The organism is Haloarchaeobius iranensis (assembly GCF_900103505.1).
Taxonomy (GTDB): domain Archaea; phylum Halobacteriota; class Halobacteria; order Halobacteriales; family Natrialbaceae; genus Haloarchaeobius; species Haloarchaeobius iranensis.
Window position 1 is genome coordinate 84,595 of record NZ_FNIA01000006.1, and the last position, 17,355, is coordinate 101,949.

Consider the following 17,355-nt stretch of genomic DNA (forward strand, 5'->3'; position numbering starts at 1 on the left):
TCGACGATGAAAGTTCTCGTTACCGTCAAGGAGGTAGCCGCCGTCGAGGACGAGTTCCAGATCGCGGGCACGTCCATCGACGAGACGTACCTCGAATACGACCTCAACGAGTGGGACGACTACGCCGTCGAGGAGGCCGTCCAGCTTCAGGAGGCCGGCATCGCGGACGAAGTGGTCGCCGTGACCATCGGCCCGGAGCGCAGCGAGGAGACCATCCGGATGGCGCTCGCGAAGGGTGCGGACCGGGCGGTCCGTATCTGGGACGACGCCCTGGAGGGCGCGGACCTGCTCGACGTGGGCGCGAAGACCGCCATCCTCGAGAAGGTCGTCGAGGAGGAGGACCCAGACATCGTCCTCTCCGGCGTGCAGGCCGACGACGACGGCTTCGGCGCGACCGGTGTCTCGCTGGCCGACGCGCTCGGTTACGAGTGGGCGGCCGTCGTGAACCACCTCGACCAGGACTCCGTCGAGTCCGGCACCGCGTCGGTCCGCCGCGAGCTTGAGGGTGGCGTCGAGGAGCTCACCGACGTGGAGCTCCCCGCGGTCCTGACCATCCAGACGGGTATCAACGAGCCGCGCTACGCGAGCCTCCGCGGCATCCGGCAGGCACAGCGCAAGGAAATCGCACCGAAGACGCTCGGCGACCTCGGCCTCGACGCCGCGGCCGTCGAGAACGAACTCGAACTCACCGACATGTACGAACCCGAGACGGAGAGCGACGCGACGTACTTCGAGGGCGGCCCCGACGAGGCTGCGGGACAACTTGCTGACCTGCTCCGCGAGAAGGGGGTGGGCGCACAATGAGTGATGTCCTGGCCATCGCCGACCACCGGCGCGGCGAGCTCCGTGACATCTCGTTCGAACTCGTGACCGCGGGCCGCGAGCTGGCCAACGAGACGGGCGGTGACCTCCACGTCGCCGTCATCTCCGGCGACACCGAGCGCTTCGGTGAGCAGCTCAAGCTCGACGGCGTCGACACGGTCCACACCGTGAACCACGGCGAGGAGTTCAACCACGGCGTGTACGCACAGACCGTCACGCAGCTGTTCGACGCCGTTGCGCCGCAGTTCCTGCTCATGCCCAACTCGGTCAACGGTCTGGACTACGCGCCGGCCGTCGCGAACCGGCTGGACCTCACCTACGTCAGCGACGTGGTCGACATCGGAGTCGACGGGTCGACGCTGACGGCGACCCGCGAGATGTACGGCGGGAAGGTCGAGACGACGACCGCGGTCGAGGCCGACCAGGTCGCCGTCTCCATCCGCGGTGCCGAGTGGCCCGCGACCGAGGACACCGGCGACGCGACCGTCGAGGCGTTCGAGGCCGACGTCGACGAGTCCGCCGTGCGCTCGACGGTCACCGGCTTCGAGGAGGTCGGCGGCGGCGACGTCGACATCAGCGAGGCGGACGTGCTCGTCTCGGTCGGTCGCGGTATCGAGGAGGAGGAGAACCTCGACCTCGTGCGCGACCTCGCGGACGCGCTCGACGCGACGCTGTCGTCGTCGCGTCCCATCGTCGACGCCGGCTGGCTGCCGAAGAACCGGCAGGTCGGACAGTCCGGGAAGGTCGTCACGCCGGACGTCTACATCGCCATCGGCATCTCCGGTGCGGTGCAGCACGTCGCCGGCATGAAGGGCAGCGACACCATCGTCGCCATCAACACGGACCCGAACGCGCCCATCTACGACATCGCGGACTACGGTATCGTCGAGGACCTGTTCGACGTCGTCCCCGCGCTCATCGAGGAGTTCCAGTAAGGGACGCCGTCGGCGTCGGGCCGCCCCCTCGCGCCCGAGCACCGGTTTCCGTCCCCAGCCGACCGCACGGACCCCCGAGCGCTGCGGCGCGGCACCGACCTTGCGTCCGGAGCGTGTCTCTCGAACTTATATCGTCTCTACTCGACAATTGTCCGACGTGTAGTTCCACGTCCGGTGAGGAGTACATTCTCTGAATCGAATAGTTCGGCGGACGTGAAAGCAACTACTAAACGTGTCCTGCCGGCTACTCAATACGATGGGTTCGAACACACGAAGGCGGTTCCTGACGGTCGCAGGGACAGCGGGCAGTGGGCTGCTCGCTGGCTGTACCGGCGTCCTCGGCACGGGTGACGCCGCCGGTGACGATGAATCGGACGGCGACGAGACGGACGCGCCGGCGACGACGGCGGCCGACGACGCGACGCACGTCGGCATCGTCTACTCGCTGGGTGGACTCGGCGACAGATCGTTCAACGACATGGCCAACCGGGGCATCCAGGAGGCACGACTCGACTACGACGTCGAGTACACGAACAAGCTCCCGCAGGGCTCGGACGAGTTCGGGCCGCTCCAGCAGGCGCTCGCCGGGTCGGACGACCCCGACTACGACCTCACCTGCTGCATCGGGTTCTCGCAGGCCGAGGCACTCGGCGGGACGGCCGGGGACTACCCCGACGAGCGGTTCATGATCGTCGACTCGGTGGTCGACGCGCCGAACGTCGCGAGCTACGTCTTCCGCGAGGAGGAGGGCTCCTTCCAGGCGGGCCACCTCGCCGGCCGCCTGACCAGCCGCGACCTGTCCGCGGGCGCGGGGTCGACCGCACCGGATGCATCCGTCGTCGGGTTCGTCGGCGGGGTGGACGTCCCGATCGTCGAGAAGTTCGAGGCCGGCTACGTCGCCGGCGTCGAGCACGCCGACGCCTCCATCGAGGTGCTCACGGACTACGTCGGGGCGTTCGACGACCCCGAGGGCGGCCGCGCGGCCGCCGCGGAGATGTACGAGCAGGGGGCGGACGTGGTCTACCACGCCGCCGGCGGCAGCGGCATCGGCGTCTTCGACGCGGCCCAGTCCGCAGGCCGGTTCGCCATCGGCGCCGACAGCGACCAGTCCGTGAGCGACCCCCGGTACGCCGATGTCATCCTCGCGAGCGTCGTCAAGCGGGTCGACAGCGCGGTGTACACCGCAGTCGAGTCCCTCATCACGGAGACGTTCGACGGCGGGAGCATCCAGTCCCTCGGCCTCGGCGAGGGCGGGGTCGAGCTGGTCTACGGCGATCAGCTCGGGGACAGCGTCCCGTCCGAACTGAAGGACGAACTGGCGGTGACGCGCCGTGGCATCGTCGACGGCGAGATATCGGTGCCGACCGAGCGGAGCGGCGACCAGCGCCAGGAGGTGAGTGACCGATGAGCGACGCGTCGCTGCTCGCGCGGCTCGTCCCGGGGGTCGTCCGGAGACGATACGCGGTGAAGTTCACCGTCTCCATCCTCGTCGTCGTGCTGGTCATCGCGGGCGTTGGCGTCGTGGGCTACACACAGGCCGCCGACACTGTCGAGCAGAGCACCGAGGACCAGCTCACCGAGACCAGCTCCCTCCGCGGCGACTCGCTGGGGAACTGGGTCGAGAGCATGAAGATACAGACGCGGAGCGTCTCCGCGGGCACCGAGCTCAGACAGGGCGCCGGCGCGAGGGCGTACCTGCGGAGTGAACGGAGACGGCTCTCGTCCGACATCCTCTCGATGCACTACGTCAACGCCTCGACGGGGACCATCGAGGCGAGCACGGTGACACCGCTCGAGGGCCGCGGGCTCGACGAGGTCGAGGCACCCTGGACCGAGGCCGACGTCGCGAGCGGCTCCGCGGGCGCGAGCGACCAGGTCTGGGTGTCGAGTCGCTCCTACGAGTCCCCGGTCCACGACAGCGAACCGGTCGTCGCGTTCGCCAGCGCGGTGCCGGCACACGACGACCGCTACGTCGTCGTGGTCAGCCGCATCCAGACGCACCTCGACACCATCGTCGAGGGCGAGTCCGACGGGACGACGCAGATCGTCAACGCCGACGGCGAGGCCGTGCTGCGCCCGGACACCGGCATCGACGCCTCCGTCCACGAGTCGGGGCTCGCGAGCGTCCGCAGCGACGGCGACGCGGTGTTCGACGAGTCCGGCGGCCAGGTCCACGCCTACGCGGCGGTGCCCGGTACGGACTGGGTCGCCATCACGACCGTCGAGAAGTCGACCGCGTTCGCCGTGCGCGACACGGTCGCGACGAACGTCGGCGGCATCGTCGTCGCCAGCCTGCTCTCGCTCACGCTGGTCGGCGTCGTCCTCGCACGACAGACGGTGACGCCGCTCGCCGACCTGCGGGACAAGGCGGGCCGCATGGAGGACGGCGACCTCGACGTCGACTTCGAGACCGCGCGGGTCGACGAGATCGGCCGGCTGTACGGCGCGTTCGGCAGCATGCGTGACTCGCTCCGGCAGCAGATACGGAACGCCAACGAGGCACGCGAGCGGGCCGAACTCGCCCGCGCGGAGGCCGAGGAGCTCAACCAGCACCTCGAACGCAAGGCCGACCGCTACAGCGAGGTGATGCAGGCGGCCGGCAGCGGCGACCTCACGGTCCGGATGGACCCCGAATCGAAGTCCGAGGCGATGACCGACATCGCCGAGGAGTTCAACGAGATGGTCGCCGAGCTGGAGGCGACGACGGACCGCGTGAAGGCGTTCGCCGGCGACGTGGCGGCGGCGTCCGAGCAGGTCACCGCGTCCAGCGAGGAGGTTCGCTCGGCGTCCGAGCAGGTCACCGAGTCGGTGCAGCAGATCTCGGACGGGGCCGAGCGACAGAACCAGTCGCTCCGGTCGGTCGACGACGAGATGGACCAGCTGGCGACGACGACCGAGGAGATCGCGGCCTCCTCGAACGAGGTCGCCGACCTCGCCGAGCGCACCGCCCGCACCGGTCGGGAGGGGCGCGACGCCGCACAGGCGGCCATCGAGGGGATGGACGCCGTCGAGTCCGAGGCCGAGGACGCCGTCGACGCAATCGCCCAGCTGGAGGCCGAGATGGCCCAGATCGACGAGCTCATCGAGTTCATCACCGACCTGGCGAACGAGACGAACATGCTGGCGCTGAACGCGAACATCGAGGCCTCCCGCGGCGGCACCGACGGCGACGGGGATGGCCAGGGCTTCGCGGTCGTCGCCCAGCAGGTCAAGGAGCTCGCACAGGACACGAAGGAGGCCGCCGAGGACATCGAGGGGCGCCTCGAGGGAATCAAGGCCCAGACCGACGCGACCGCCGAGGAGGTCGAGGGCACCGCCGACCGCATCGCTGAGCAGGCCAGCTCGGTCGAACGGGCGGCCGACGCGCTGGACGAGATCGCCGAGTACGCCCAGGAGACGAACACGGGCGTCCAGGAGATATCGGCGGCGACCGAACAGCAGGCAGCGTCGACGGAGGAGGTCGTGGCGATGGTCGACGACGCGGCGACCATCTCCGAGGAGACCACCAGCGAGGCCGAGAACGTCGCCGCCGCCGCGGAGGAGCAGACCACCGCGCTCACCGAAGTGTCCGACAGCGCGAGCGACCTCTCTGACCAGGCGGCACAGCTCAGCGAGGTGCTCGGCCGGTTCGAGACCGACCCCGACGAGGAGACCGACTCGGACCTCGTCGAGGCGCCCGCGAGCGCGACCGACTCGTCGTTCGAGTTCGGGAACTGAGGACGGTCCGGGCCGCCGCCGCAGGCCGGCGTGTTCCGTCACCTACTTTTCGGGGCGTTCCTAACGCTCTCGCGATGGAGTTCCTGAAGCGTCGGCGCGAGCTGGTGGACGACCGGCTCGTCGAGGTGTTGGACGCCGTCGAGCAGCCGGAGCTCGCCGACGAGCTGCGACACGTCTCGCTCTCGGGGGGCAAACGGGTGCGTCCGACGGTGACCGTGCTGGCCTGTGAGACCGCTGGCGGCGAGCCTGAGGACGCCGTCGACTTCGGGGTCGGTATCGAACTGGTCCACAACGCGTCGCTCGTCGTCGACGACATCATCGACCAGTCCGAGGTCCGTCGCGGCACGGCCGCGGCGTGGGCCGAGTACGGCTACGGCCCGGCGATCATCGCCTCCGACGGGCTGCTCGGGGAGGCGTTCGCGCTGTTCTCGTCGGACCCGCAGGCGATGCAGATCGTCTCCGAGGCGATGGTCGAACTCGGCGAGGGGGAGGCGACGGAGCTCGCCGCACAGCCGACGAACGAACGCGAGTACATGGAGCTGGCCCGGCGGAAGACCGGCGCGCTGTTCCGCGCCGCCGCCGAACTCGGCGCGGTCGCGGCCGACGCCGACGCCTACACGGTCGAGGCGTTGGGCGAGTACGCCGAGCGGGTCGGGGTCGCGTTCCAGATCCGCGACGACGTGCTCGACGCGACCGCGGACGCCGACGACCTCGGCAAGCCCACCGGACAGGACGCCGAGATGGACCGGCCCTCGGTCGTGCAGGTGACGGACCTCACACCCACGGAGGCGAACGAGCGCGCGAAGTCCGAGGCGAACGCCGCGCTCGACGCGCTCTCGACGGTCGACGCGGGCAACACCGACGCGCGGGAGTACCTGGAGGACCTCGCGCGGTTCGTCGTGGTTCGGGAACGATAGTCGAGCCGTCGTCGCCCGCGAGCTGACTCTTATCCCGCCTCGACGCGCTCCGAGAAGTGCGTCTCCGCGATGGCGAAGGCGAGCGTGCTCGCCAGCCCCAGCAGCGTGCCGCCCAGCAGCACCGCCGCCATGCTCGACAGCACCATGAACTGGAGGAAGTAGGCGGCGACGGCGTGGAGCACGACAGCCATCGCCACCACGTAGAACGGCGCGTTCAGGTAGCGCCACTCCAGCGTGCCGGCGATGTACTCGTCCGTGATCTGGCCGAGGCTGGTGGTGACGCCCGCGGCGGCGAACCAGCGCACGGCCCCGAAGGTGAGCGCGGCGAGCACCTCGGTCGCCGTGAGGCTGCTCTCGCTCGCGGCCTGGACCGCCTCGAGCTGTTCGACGCCGGAGACGCCGCCGACGACGAGCAGCGCCGCGGCGACGACGTACGAGATGAGCGTCATCCGGCCCGCGTACAGCCCGCGCCGGGCGCGGTCGACGGCCGCGTCGATGCGTTCGCCGAGGCCGAGCCCGCGCGAGATGAGGTAGAGGCCGAGCAGCGCCGAGGAGAGCCCCAGCATCGAGCCGGGGAGGTTCAGCAGGTCGCCCAGCAGCGCGAGCGGGTAGATGAGCACGAGGATGCCGATGGGGACGAGGATGGTCCCCCGCGTCTCGGGGTCGTTCAGCACCTGCTTGATGGTGTAGTACATGGACTCGAGGTCCTGCGCCTGCCGGACGACCACCCGGCGTACACCGTCGACCTTCACCCGCGAGCGGATGACCGGGATGACGGACTCGTCCTGTGCGCCGTCGGTGACGATGAGCGCCGTGACCTCCTCGCTGGTCGACAGCCCGGCGAGCACCTCGTCGACCTCCTCGCCGACCTGTCGGTTCGCGCTGACGTCGCCGCGCTCGTTGCCCGCGACCGCCGCGACCTCGACGGATTCGGTGGCGAACTCGTCGACGAGGTGGACACCCTGGAACAGGACGTTGACGTCGCTGTCCTCGGGGTCCGCCGTGGCGAGCTTCACCGCCGCCGCTTCGACGGCGTCACGGCCGACGACCGGCGTTCGCACGTCGGTCTTGCGACCCACGTCGTCGTCGAGGTCGACGCACAACACGAGCAGCATTCACGTCTCCGTTGGCCGGTACCGGTCAAGTGCTTTTGGTTCCGTGTCAGTGTACGTCTATGTCGGCGGCGGGCGGGCCGTCGGTGCGGGCGCGGCCGGCCGCACCACCCGTCGCGGCCGACCCGACCGTCGGCCGAGCATACAAGGGCACCCCACTCGTACGGCCAGCAAGAGATGCACGCGACGGTCGGGTCGGTCCTCGATACCATTCCGGACGGGACGAACGTGCTCGTCGCGGGGCCGCCACTGACGGGGAAGCGAGCACTGCTGTACGAGCTGTTGGGTGGCGACACCAGCGACGGGACGGTGTTCGTCTCGACCCGCAAGCGCGCGTCCGTCATCGAGCGGGAGTACCGGCACACGCACCGGAGCCGGCGCTGCGGGTGGTCGACTGCGTGAGTCGCCAGCTCGGGTCGCACCGCGGCGATGGCCACCACCGGTTCGTCTCCGACGCCGGCGACCTGACCGGAATCGGGATCCGGACGTCGGAGTTCATGCGCCAGCTGCAGGCGTCGTGTGACACGGTCGGACTGGGGATGCACACCCTGTCGACGACGCTGATGTACGCGGACCTCCGGTCCGTGTACCAGTTCCTGCACGTGCTGACGGGACGGGTGGGGAGTGGCGACTTCCGGGGCGGGTTCGTCCTCGACGACGTCGGCGACGCCCGGTCGTACTCGGTGCTCAGGCAGCCGTTCGACGGGCTGGTCGAGGTGCGCGACGGGGACGAGGCGCGGGAAGTACGGACCCGCGGGCTGGACATCGGCCCGCGGGCGTGGACACCGCTGCCGCGGTGACTACAGCTCCTCGTTCTCCAGTTTCTCGAGGGTCCGCTCGATGGTCTCGCTCCCCGCCCGGTCGGCGACGACGACGACGCCGGACCAGTCCTCGTCGGGGAACGAGGCGACGACGACCTCGTCGTAGAAGCGGAGCGTCGCGTCGAGGTGGCCGAAGTCGAACAGCGAATCGTCGCTCGGTGGGTCGCCGAGGCCCTTCATCATCAGCGTCTGGATGCGGTGCTCGAACTCCTCGTCGGTGAACTGCGCGCTGACGTCGTCGCGGACGTGCAGGGTCTCGTACGACTCGCCCTCGAAGCGGAAGGCGAGACGGACGTCGTCCCCGAGGTCGAACTCGGAGAGGAGGGCCCGGAGCTGGGGGTCCTCGACGCCGTCGAAGTCGTCGGTCATGGACGGTTGTTCGCCGGGTCGACACATAAATGATGTGCGCGACCACACCCCGATGCCGGGCCGTGGGCGGCAGGGGGGCCAGCCCTGCGGGAACCTGAACCCCTTTACCGGCCGGTGTCGAACGAGGAGCCAATGACGCTGGTCGCGTTCGACTTCGACGGGACGCTCTCGGACTCCGAGATGACGGTGCTGCTCGGCCGCCGCTACGACGTGGCCGAGCAGATGGAGGCAATCACCGCGCGGGCGATGAACGACGAGCTCGGGTACGCCGAGAGCCTGCGCCAGCGCGCGGCGCTGCTCGAGGCACTCCCGAACGACGACGCCCAGGCGGCGTTCGACGAGGTGCGTTTGCGCCCCGGTGCGGCCGACCTCATCAGCGAACTGAACGAGGCGGGCGTGACGACGGCGGTGTTCACGGGCGGGTTCCAGCGCGGCGTCGAGGCCGCCCTCGAACGCGAAGGCGTCACCGTCGACGCCATCGTCTCCAACCGGCTGCCCGTCGCCGACGACGCGCTGACGGGCGAGGTCGAGGGACCGCTCGTCGAGGGGACGAAGGACGACGCGCTCGAGTCCCACGCGACCGAGCTCGACATCGACGTGGCGGACACCGTCGCGGTCGGCGACGGGGCGAACGACCTGCCCATGCTGGAGGTGGCGGGGCTCGCAGTCGGCTTCGACCCGAAGCCAGCTGTCGCGCCCGCGTGCGACGAGACGGTGACGGCGATGGCCGAGCTGCGCGAGCTGCTGGACGCACGCGGCGTGCTCTGAGCCGGGGTCGGAGCGAGGACGGGTCCGGGCGTCCACCCGGATTGTCGCGAGGCCAGCCTCGAAGTAGGTCCGACACCAACCACCCGCATGAGCCTCGAACCCGTCACATCCGTCGTCCCGCCGCTCAGGATTCTCCTCGGCGTCGTCGCGGGGGTGGTGGCGACCCGCGGGATGGACGTGGTGATGGCGAGACTGCCGGAGGGCGGGACCCCGCCCTTGGTCGCCGCCGGCGTCCTCACCGAGCGGTCGCCCGACGCTGCGCCCGGCCGCCTGGCTGCGGTCGTCCACCACGTCGCGGGCTGGCTGACCGGTCCGCTGTTCGTGACGCTGCTACTGCTCGCAGAAGGTGTCCTCGGGACCGGTCCGGTCGCGCTCGCGGCCGCGACGCTCGTGCTGTTCGTGCTGATGGTCGGCTTCTTCGTCGCCGTGGTGCTGCCCCGAGTCGGTGGGTTCGCTCGCCAGCGGGTGCGCCAGACGGGGCGCGACTGGGCCATCTCCGCGGCGACCTACCTCGTCGTGCTCGTCCCGCTGGTGTGGGCGACCACCGAACTGCTGACCGCGCTCTGAGGGCCGCCCGTGTGGCCGGTCAGTTCGTCGCCTGCCCGATTGCCTGGTCGAGGTCCGCGACGATGTCGCCGACGTCCTCGACGCCGACGGAGAGGCGGACCATGTCGGGCGTGACGCCCGCCGCGAGCTGTTCCTCCTCGGTGAGCTGCTGGTGCGTGGTGCTCGCCGGATGGATGACGAGCGTCTTCGCGTCGCCGACGTTCGCGAGCAGGCTCGCGAGTTCGGTCGACTCGACGGTCGTCCGCGCGGCGTCGTAGCCCTGTGCCAGCCCGAACGTGATCATGCCGCCGTAGCCGCCGTCGAGGTACTCGCTGGCGGCGTCGTGGGTCTCGTGGTCCTCCAGTCCGGGGTAGTTCACCCACGACACTTCGGGGTGGGCGGCGAGGTGCTCGGCGACGACCTGGGCGTTCTCGCAGTGGCGGTCCATCCGCATGGGCAGCGACTCCAGCCCCTGGATAGTCTGCCAGGCGTCGAACGGCGACTGCTGGTTGCCGAGGTCACGCAGCCCGCGGGCGATGGCGGCGTAGGTGAACGCGGCCTCGCCGAAGCGCTCGGCGAAGTTGACGCCGTGGTACGCCGGGTTGTCCTGGGCGATCTCCGGGTAGTCCTCGGCGTACTCCTCCCACGGGAACGAGCCGCCGTCGACGAGCACCCCGCCGACGGTGGTGCCGGAGCCGTGGAGCCACTTCGTCGTCGACTCCCAGACGAGGTCCGCGCCGTGCTCCAGCGGGCGGCAGAGGTACGGCGTCGCGAACGTGTTGTCCACGAACAACGGGACGCCGTGGTCGTGCGCGATATCGGCGAGGCGCTCGATGTCCGGCGTCACGAGCGCCGGGTTCCCGATGGTCTCGAAGTGGACGTACGCCGTGTCGTCGTCGATGGCCTCGGCGTAGGCGTCGTAGTCCAGCGTGTCCACGAACCTGGCTTCGACGCCGTTGCGCGGCGCGGTGTGCGTGAAGTACGTGTACGTCCCGCCGTACAGCGACGACGCGGTGACGACGTTGTCGCCCGCGTCGGCCAGCAGGAAGGTCGCGAGGTTCAGCGCGCCCATCCCCGACGCGGTGGCGACCGCGCCGACGCCGCCCTCGAGCGCGGCGATGCGCTCCTGGAGCGTGGAGACGGTCGGGTTCATCAGCCGCGAGTAGATGTGCCCCGGCTTCTCCAGGGCGAACTGGGCGGCGGCATCCTCCGCGTCGTCGAACACGTAAGAGGTCGTCTGGTACAGCGGCGGTGCACGTGCGCCAGTCGCCGGGTCCGGCTCCTGTCCAGCGTGCAGCGAGTGCGTCGCGAACTGCCGCTCGTCGGAATCCTCGTCTGTCATGCCTGTCAAGTAGGGCCGGTGGGGGTAGTAACGCGGTGGTAGCGGCCGGATTTGACGCTATGAGTGACGGTCGTTTGGGGAGCCGCGAGATTCCCTGTAGTAACTGCGAACCGTCAGAACGTTCGGTCAGCCGGGGGACTCGTTGGTGACGACAACAGCCAGAAAGCCCCGACCGTCGTGGGAACGGACTCCACCGCAAACAGCCAGAAAGCCCCGGCAGTCTCGACTCGGGAGGCTCGCTGCGCTCCTCGTGCGTGCGGTGCTTGGCTGGCGAGACTCCTCCGTCGTCTCGCTGCTTCCCACTCGGTCGCAGGCTCCCTCGCGGGAACGTCGCCTGCCTTCGTCGAGACTGCCGCCCCTTTCAGTCCCACCCGACCGCACAGCACCGCACCTCATACCTCCCCAGCCTCCTGCGATGCTCACTTCGTTGCGCTTCTCGTCCCTCGCACGTACATGGCGAGCGGCCTTCGGCACGCTCGCCAGCGCGCGCCAGCGGCTGTGAAGATACCGACCCTCAGTCACCGAACAGGCTCGTGTGCACGGGCGCGAACTCGTCGCCGTCGTCGCTCGATTCGGCGGTGTCGGTGACGGCCTGGCCGGCGACGCCGTCGGCGACGAAATCGGCCAGCGGCGGCCCGACGCGCTCGGGTTCGACGAGGAAGGCGTCGTGGCCGTGGTCGGAGTCGACGACGTGGTGGGCGACGGGCACGTCGGCCTCGCGGGCGGCCTCTGCGAGTTCCTCGGACTGGCCGACGGTGAAGTGCCAGTCGCCGGTAAAGGAGAGGCAGAGCAGCTCGCCGTCGAACGCGCCGAGGGCGGCCGCGTCGGACTCGTAGCCGGCGGCGGCGTCGTACTCGTCCATCGCGCGGAGGAGGTAGAGGTACGCGTTGGCGTCGAAGCGCTCGACGAACCGTTCGGCGTTGTAGTCGAGGTAGGACTCGACGTCGCGGTACGGGAAGAACGAGGCGGCGGGGTCGGGCGACTCGCGCCCGTGGCCGCGGCCGGCCGAGCGGCGGCCGAACTTGCCGTCCATGGAGGCCTTCGAGAGGTACATGATGTGGCCGATGCGGCGGGCCTGCGCGAGGCCGTCGTCGGGGTCCGGGCGGTCGTCGCCGTAGTAGTCGCCGCCGTTCCAGTTCGGGTCGGTGGTGATGGCGCGGCGCGCGACCGTGTCGAGGCCGAGGCACTGCGCGTCGAGCCGCGGCGCGGCGGCGACGACCGCGACGTGGTCCACGTCGTCGGGGTACTGCACCGCCCAGTCGAGGGCGTTCATGCCGCCGACGCTCCCGCCGACGACCGCCCGGAGGCGACCGACGCCGAGGTGGTCGAGGAGGCGGCGCTGTGCGCGGGTCCAGTCGGCGACGGTGACCGGCGGGAAGTCGGTCCCCCAGGGCTCGCCGTCTGGCCCCTCGGTCGGCGGCCCGGAGGAGCCGTAACAGGAGCCCGGGACGTTCGCGCAGACGACGAACTGCTCGCCGGTGTCGATCGCCTTCCCGGGCCCGACCACGTCACCCCACCAGGCGCGGGCCTGCCCGGCGGTGTCGCTGCTGCCGTCGTCGTTCCCGCCGTCCCCGCGCTCCGGCCGCCGGGCGACGTGCTGGCTGCCGGTGAGCGCGTGGCAGACGAGCACCGCGTTGCCCGCGTGGCGGTCGCCGTCGGCGGGCTCGTACTCGCCGTAGGTCTCGTAGGCGATCTCGAGGTGCTCGATGGACTCGCCGCACTCGAACGTGAACTCGCCGAGGTCGGCGACGCCGCGCTCGTTCATCGGGACTCCTCCCCGGCTGCCTGCTGGGAGCCGGTCGCCGCCGCGATGGCCTGCTCGACGTCGGCCAGCAGGTCCGTCGGGTCCTCGATGCCGACGGAGAACCGGAGCAGGTCCGGCGTGACGCCGGCGTCGCGCTGCTCCGCCTCGGTGAGCTGGGCGTGGGTCGTGCTCGCCGGGTGGATGACGAGCGACTTCGCGTCGCCGACGTTCGCGAGGAACGACGTGACATCGACGGCCTCGCAGAAGCGCTTGCCGCCGGCGTAGCCGTTCTCCAGCCCGAACGTGAGCATCCCGCCGTAGTCGGCGAGGTACCGGCTGGCGTTCCCGTGAGTCGGGTGCGAGTCGAGGCCCGGGTGGGAGACCCAGGCCACGTCCGCGTGGTCGTCGAGGTACTCCGCGAGGATGATGGCGTTCTCGCAGTGCCGGTCCATCCGGAGCGGGAGGGTCTCGATGCCCTGCAGGGTCTGCCAGGCGTCGAACGGCGACTGCTGGTTGCCGAGCGCGCGGAGCGACCGGTACTGGACGGCCTTCGCCAGCGGCGCGTCGAACCGCTCGGAGAAGTCGACGCCGTCGTAGCCCGGACTCTCGCCCGCGAGCTCGTCGTAGCCGCCGGCCGCCCAGTCGAACGTCCCGCCGTCGACGACGACCCCGCCGACGGTGGTGCCCGAGCCGTGGAGCCACTTCGTCGTCGACTCCCAGACCACGTCGGCCCCGTGTTCGAGGGGCCGACAGAGGTGCGAGGTGGCGAACGTGTTGTCGACGACGAGGGGCACGTCGTGGGCGTGTGCGAGTTCGGCGACGCGCTCGAAGTCCGGCGTCACCAGCGAGGGGTTGCCGACCGTCTCGACGTGGACGTACGCGGTGTCCCCGTCGATTGCGTCGGCGTAGGCGTCGTAATCGAGCGTCTCGACGAACGTGGTCTCGATGCCGCGTCGCGGGGCGATGTTCGAGAGGTACGAGGTCGTGCCGCCGTAGGTGTCGGTCGAGCAGACGACGTTGTCCCCCGCCTCGGCGAGGACGAGCGTGAGGGCGTCCAGGGCCGCCATCCCGCTGGCGGTGGCGGTCGCGCCTGCCGCGTCGTGGAGCGCTGCGAGCCGTTCCTGGAGGCGGTCGACCGTCGGGTTGGAGATGCGGGAGTAGACGTGGTCGTCGCGGTCGAGCGCGTACCGGGCGGCGGCGTCGTCGGCGTTCGGGAACGTGTACGAGGTGGTCTGGTAGATGGGGGGCGCGCGGGCCCCTGTCGCTGGGTCCGGCTCCCCGCCCGCGTGGAGGGCGCGGGTGTCGAAGCTGGCGTCGTCGTTCATGTATGTGGTGCATATTGCTGCAAGCCCGTATAACTCTCAGTTACGGCAATATTCGATGGGACCGGCGGTGTGCCGACGTGGCCCACACCAGGTGTCCGAGACGCCAGCGGCTGCCGGGGCGTCCGTCGTCGAAGAGGCACGGGAAAGAGAGTCGAATGGTGGTGGATTCAGCAGGCAGTCCGGGTCGGTCGGGAGTCCGACCCGGGTGGGTGCAGGGGCCGAGTCAGTCCGGTCCAACGAACATGCAGATAGGCGCAGATGGCTCGGCCCGGTCGTGGCTTGAGGTGCGGAGCGAAAAGAGGGGGCGGCCGATTCCAAGCGACTGAGAATCGGCGGGGCGCTTCAGTAGTCCCGGTCCAATCCGGGCGACTCAGTACAGGTTGACGTTGACGTTCTTGACCTGCGTGTACTCCTCGATGGCTTCCTCGCCCTGCTCGCGGCCGTAGCCGGACTCCTTGTAGCCGCCGAACGGCGTCTGCGGGAAGGTGACCGGGTACTCGTTGATGGAGACCATGCCGTACTCCAGGCGCTCGGCGACGCGGTGTGCGCGCTTGATGTCGTTCGTCCAGATGCCCGACATCAGGCCGTACGGCGAGTCGTTGGCGATCTCGATGCCCTCCTCCTCGTCGCTGAACTCGATGACCGAGAGCACCGGCCCGAAGATCTCCTCGCGGGCGACGGTCATGTCGTTGGTCACGTCGGTCAGCACGGTCGGCTCGACGAAGTGACCGACGTCCTTGTCGTCGGGGACGCCACCGCCGGCGGCGACGGTCGCGCCCTCCTCGACGCCCTGCTCGATGTACGAGAGGACCTCGTCCTGCTGGCTGGCGGAGACCTGCGGACCCATCCGGCCGTCGTCGTCGATGCCGGAGCCGAGCGGCGTCCCCTCGGCCATCTCGCAGACCATCTCGACCAGCTCGTCGTGGACGTCCTCGTGGACGACCAGGCGCGAGCCGGCCCAGCACATCTGGCCGCAGTTCATGAAGATACCGTTGCGGACGCCCTTCGACGTGGCGTCGAGGTCGGCGTCCGGGAAGACGACGTGCGGGCCCTTGCCGCCGAGTTCGAGCGTGACGCCGGTGACGTGCTCGCTCGCGGTCTCCATGACGTGCTTGCCGATGGCGGTCGAGCCGGTGAACGCGACGTGCTCGACGCCCTCGTGGCTGGCGAGCGCGTCACCCGCCGTGCTCCCGCGGCCGGGCAGGACGTTGAACACGCCGTCGGGCAGGCCGGCCTCCTCGGCGGCCTTCGCGTAGTACAGTGCCGACAGCGGCGTCTCGCTCGAGGGCTTCAGGATGGCCGTGTTGCCGGCGGCCAGCGCGGGCGCGAGCGAGCGGCCGGCGAGCTGGAACGGGTAGTTCCACGGGCTGATGTGGGCGGTGACGCCGAGCGGCTCCCGGCGGGTGTAGTTCAGGCGCGGGCCGTCCACGGGGATGGTGTCGCCCTGTATCTTGTCGGTCCAGCCGGCGTAGTAGCGGAACGTGTCGACGACCATGCCGACGTCGATGGAGGCCTCGAACGGCGTCTTGCCGTTGTCGTGAGATTCGACGAGACCGATCTCCTCGTCCATCGCCTCGATGGCGTCGGCCATCGCGTGCAGGTGCTGGCCGCGCTCGCCCGGCCCCATGCGACTCCACTCGCTGTCGTGGGCCGACGCCGCCTCGGCCGCCTCGACCGCGCGGTCGACGTCCTCGGCGCCCGCCGCGGCCACCTCGGCGTACAGCTCCTCGGTCGCCGGGTCGTAGGTCTCGATACTCTCGCCGGACGCCGCGTCCGTCCATTCGCCGTCGATGTACAGCTGTGTTGGGCCATCGTATGCCATAGACGGTGGTTCGGCGTCAGGCGGATTAGTAGTACCGGAGCGTGGCAAGGCGCGCCGGGTCTCCCGGCGCGCCAGGCGGACCCCGGAATCGGCCCGGCGCGGGGCACCCACGAGACAGGCTTTTCACCCGGGGGCACGCGCCTCCACGTATGACAGCAGGCGACGTGAACGAAGTCACGACGGGCCAGTGCTCCGACCTGTACTACGTCGACACCGGGATGTACGGCACCGCCGAGTACGGCGCGGTCTACGTCCTCGACGCCGACGAGGTGGCGCTCGTCGACACCGGTATCGGCACCCACCACGACCGCATCCTCGACGCGCTGGACGAGCTCGACATCGCAGCCGATGCGGTCGAACACCTGGTGGTCACGCACGTCCACCTCGACCACGCGGGCGGGGCGGGCTTCCTCGCCGACACGTGCGAGAACGCGACGGTCTGGGTGCACGAGCAGGGCGCGCGCCACCTCGCCGACCCGTCGCGGCTCTGGGAGGGGACGAAGGCCGCGGTCGGCGACCAGATAGAGTGGTACACCGAGCCGGAGCCGGTGCCGGAGGACCGCATCGAGACGCTGGCCGACGGCGACGCCATCGACCTCGGGGACAGGGAACTGCAGGCAGCGCACGCCCCCGGACACGCACCCCACCAGCACGTGTTCCACGACCCCGCGAACGACGCGGTGTTCACGGCGGACGCGGCGGGCATCTACGTGCCGAGCCTCGACGTGGTGCGCGAGACGACGCCGCCGCCGCAGTTCGACCTGGAGCGGGCGCTCGCCGACGTGGAGACCATCCGGTCGTTCGAGCCGTCGACGCTGCTGTACCCGCACTTCGGGCCCGCCGAGACGGACGACCGGCTCACCGAGTACGAGGCCCGGCTGGAGTCCTGGGTCGCGGCCGTGGCGGAGAAGCGCGACGAGCTGGCCGACGACGAGGCCGTCGTCGAGCACTTCGCGGAGACGACGGAGATGGCCGAGCTCTGGGGCGAACGCAAGGCCCGAGGCGAGACGGGGATGAACGTCCGGGGTGTGCTCCGGTACCTCGACAGCCGGGAGGAGTAGCCGGTGTTGCCGTCGGGGAGAAACTGACCGAAAGTTCAGGTGTTTTTATCCCCT

General features: G+C 70.1%; 16 protein-coding genes. 10 read left to right on the plus strand and 6 right to left on the minus strand.

Annotated features, from left to right (window positions below; translation table 11 throughout):
• Positions 1-6: 6 nt before the first annotated feature.
• From BLT27_RS06785 to BLT27_RS06805, 5 genes are all read left to right on the plus strand, one after another.
• The gene (locus tag BLT27_RS06785; protein ID WP_089732291.1) at positions 7-804 is read left to right on the plus strand and encodes an electron transfer flavoprotein subunit beta/FixA family protein; all 798 of its coding nucleotides are present in this window, start codon (positions 7-9) and stop codon (positions 802-804) included.
• Positions 801-1,757, plus strand: a complete 957-nt coding sequence (locus BLT27_RS06790; RefSeq protein WP_089732292.1) for an electron transfer flavoprotein subunit alpha/FixB family protein — start codon at positions 801-803, stop codon at positions 1,755-1,757. The genes BLT27_RS06785 and BLT27_RS06790 overlap by 4 nt, the downstream gene beginning before the upstream one ends.
• A gap of 256 nt (positions 1,758-2,013) precedes the next feature.
• Positions 2,014-3,165 (plus strand): BMP family lipoprotein, encoded by a 1,152-nt coding sequence (locus tag BLT27_RS06795; protein WP_089732293.1) that lies wholly within the window; start codon positions 2,014-2,016, stop codon positions 3,163-3,165.
• Positions 3,162-5,474, plus strand: coding sequence for a methyl-accepting chemotaxis protein (locus BLT27_RS06800; protein WP_089732294.1), 2,313 nt, complete (start codon positions 3,162-3,164; stop codon positions 5,472-5,474). The genes BLT27_RS06795 and BLT27_RS06800 overlap by 4 nt, the downstream gene beginning before the upstream one ends.
• Positions 5,475-5,548: 74 nt before the next feature.
• Entirely contained in the window at positions 5,549-6,391 is an 843-nt protein-coding gene (locus BLT27_RS06805; protein WP_089732295.1) for a polyprenyl synthetase family protein, read from the plus strand.
• 29 nt (positions 6,392-6,420) lie between these two features.
• On the opposite strand, the gene BLT27_RS06810 is transcribed toward BLT27_RS06805, so the two are convergent.
• Positions 6,421-7,506: a DUF373 family protein gene (locus tag BLT27_RS06810; protein WP_089732296.1), complete on the minus strand. Its 1,086-nt coding sequence runs from the start codon at positions 7,504-7,506 to the stop codon at positions 6,421-6,423.
• A gap of 174 nt (positions 7,507-7,680) precedes the next feature.
• Between BLT27_RS06810 and BLT27_RS06815 the strand changes: the two genes are divergently transcribed.
• Both BLT27_RS06815 and BLT27_RS06820 read left to right on the plus strand, forming a co-directional pair.
• Positions 7,681-7,905, plus strand: a complete 225-nt coding sequence (locus tag BLT27_RS06815) for a hypothetical protein (RefSeq protein WP_089732297.1) — start codon at positions 7,681-7,683, stop codon at positions 7,903-7,905.
• Entirely contained in the window at positions 7,884-8,303 is a 420-nt protein-coding gene (locus BLT27_RS06820) for a DUF7504 family protein (RefSeq protein ID WP_449267428.1), read from the plus strand. Before BLT27_RS06815 ends, BLT27_RS06820 begins: the two co-directional genes overlap by 22 nt.
• Here BLT27_RS06820 and BLT27_RS06825 read toward each other — a convergent pair whose 3' ends face one another.
• Positions 8,304-8,693 (minus strand): DUF7522 family protein, encoded by a 390-nt coding sequence (locus BLT27_RS06825; protein WP_089732299.1) that lies wholly within the window; start codon positions 8,691-8,693, stop codon positions 8,304-8,306.
• Positions 8,694-8,825: 132 nt separating this feature from the next.
• On the opposite strand from BLT27_RS06825, the gene serB reads away from it, so the two are divergent.
• Positions 8,826-9,461 (plus strand): phosphoserine phosphatase SerB, encoded by a 636-nt coding sequence (gene serB, locus BLT27_RS06830; RefSeq protein ID WP_089732300.1) that lies wholly within the window; start codon positions 8,826-8,828, stop codon positions 9,459-9,461.
• Positions 9,462-9,548: 87 nt separating this feature from the next.
• Complete coding sequence (locus tag BLT27_RS06835) at positions 9,549-10,028, plus strand: hypothetical protein (RefSeq protein ID WP_089732301.1); 480 nt, start codon at positions 9,549-9,551, stop codon at positions 10,026-10,028.
• Positions 10,029-10,047: 19 nt separating this feature from the next.
• Here BLT27_RS06835 and BLT27_RS06840 read toward each other — a convergent pair whose 3' ends face one another.
• The 4 genes from BLT27_RS06840 to BLT27_RS06855 all read right to left on the minus strand — a co-directional run bounded on the left by BLT27_RS06840 (position 10,048) and on the right by BLT27_RS06855 (position 16,240).
• Positions 10,048-11,349: an O-acetylhomoserine aminocarboxypropyltransferase/cysteine synthase family protein gene (locus tag BLT27_RS06840; RefSeq protein ID WP_089732302.1), complete on the minus strand. Its 1,302-nt coding sequence runs from the start codon at positions 11,347-11,349 to the stop codon at positions 10,048-10,050.
• Positions 11,350-11,863: 514 nt separating this feature from the next.
• A complete protein-coding gene (metX, locus tag BLT27_RS06845) occupies positions 11,864-13,114 on the minus strand; it encodes a homoserine O-acetyltransferase MetX (protein WP_089732303.1) in 1,251 nt (416 codons plus the stop codon).
• Positions 13,111-14,418, minus strand: coding sequence for an O-acetylhomoserine aminocarboxypropyltransferase/cysteine synthase family protein (locus BLT27_RS06850; RefSeq protein ID WP_089732304.1), 1,308 nt, complete (start codon positions 14,416-14,418; stop codon positions 13,111-13,113). The genes metX and BLT27_RS06850 overlap by 4 nt, the downstream gene beginning before the upstream one ends.
• Positions 14,419-14,788: 370 nt before the next feature.
• Positions 14,789-16,240: an aldehyde dehydrogenase family protein gene (locus tag BLT27_RS06855; protein ID WP_089732305.1), complete on the minus strand. Its 1,452-nt coding sequence runs from the start codon at positions 16,238-16,240 to the stop codon at positions 14,789-14,791.
• Between the two features lie 149 nt (positions 16,241-16,389).
• Between BLT27_RS06855 and BLT27_RS06860 the strand changes: the two genes are divergently transcribed.
• Positions 16,390-17,301 (plus strand): MBL fold metallo-hydrolase, encoded by a 912-nt coding sequence (locus BLT27_RS06860; RefSeq protein WP_089732306.1) that lies wholly within the window; start codon positions 16,390-16,392, stop codon positions 17,299-17,301.
• Positions 17,302-17,355 lie beyond the last annotated feature (54 nt).

What these genes read in the sequence shown, in the direction of transcription:
- BLT27_RS06860 (WP_089732306.1), top strand. Translation starts at nt 16,390, where the DNA reads ATGACAGCAGGCGACGTGAACGAAGTCACGACGGGCCAGTGCTCCGAC.
- serB (WP_089732300.1), top strand. Translation starts at nt 8,826, where the DNA reads ATGACGCTGGTCGCGTTCGACTTCGACGGGACGCTCTCGGACTCCGAG.
- BLT27_RS06800 (WP_089732294.1), top strand. Translation starts at nt 3,162, where the DNA reads ATGAGCGACGCGTCGCTGCTCGCGCGGCTCGTCCCGGGGGTCGTCCGG.
- BLT27_RS06805 (WP_089732295.1), top strand. Translation starts at nt 5,549, where the DNA reads ATGGAGTTCCTGAAGCGTCGGCGCGAGCTGGTGGACGACCGGCTCGTC.
- metX (WP_089732303.1), bottom strand. Translation starts at nt 13,114, where the DNA reads ATGAACGAGCGCGGCGTCGCCGACCTCGGCGAGTTCACGTTCGAGTGC.
- BLT27_RS06795 (WP_089732293.1), top strand. Translation starts at nt 2,014, where the DNA reads ATGGGTTCGAACACACGAAGGCGGTTCCTGACGGTCGCAGGGACAGCG.
- BLT27_RS06840 (WP_089732302.1), bottom strand. Translation starts at nt 11,349, where the DNA reads ATGACAGACGAGGATTCCGACGAGCGGCAGTTCGCGACGCACTCGCTG.
- BLT27_RS06810 (WP_089732296.1), bottom strand. Translation starts at nt 7,506, where the DNA reads ATGCTGCTCGTGTTGTGCGTCGACCTCGACGACGACGTGGGTCGCAAG.
- BLT27_RS06835 (WP_089732301.1), top strand. Translation starts at nt 9,549, where the DNA reads ATGAGCCTCGAACCCGTCACATCCGTCGTCCCGCCGCTCAGGATTCTC.
- BLT27_RS06850 (WP_089732304.1), bottom strand. Translation starts at nt 14,418, where the DNA reads ATGAACGACGACGCCAGCTTCGACACCCGCGCCCTCCACGCGGGCGGG.
- BLT27_RS06825 (WP_089732299.1), bottom strand. Translation starts at nt 8,693, where the DNA reads ATGACCGACGACTTCGACGGCGTCGAGGACCCCCAGCTCCGGGCCCTC.
- BLT27_RS06815 (WP_089732297.1), top strand. Translation starts at nt 7,681, where the DNA reads ATGCACGCGACGGTCGGGTCGGTCCTCGATACCATTCCGGACGGGACG.
- BLT27_RS06790 (WP_089732292.1), top strand. Translation starts at nt 801, where the DNA reads ATGAGTGATGTCCTGGCCATCGCCGACCACCGGCGCGGCGAGCTCCGT.
- BLT27_RS06785 (WP_089732291.1), top strand. Translation starts at nt 7, where the DNA reads ATGAAAGTTCTCGTTACCGTCAAGGAGGTAGCCGCCGTCGAGGACGAG.
- BLT27_RS06855 (WP_089732305.1), bottom strand. Translation starts at nt 16,240, where the DNA reads ATGGCATACGATGGCCCAACACAGCTGTACATCGACGGCGAATGGACG.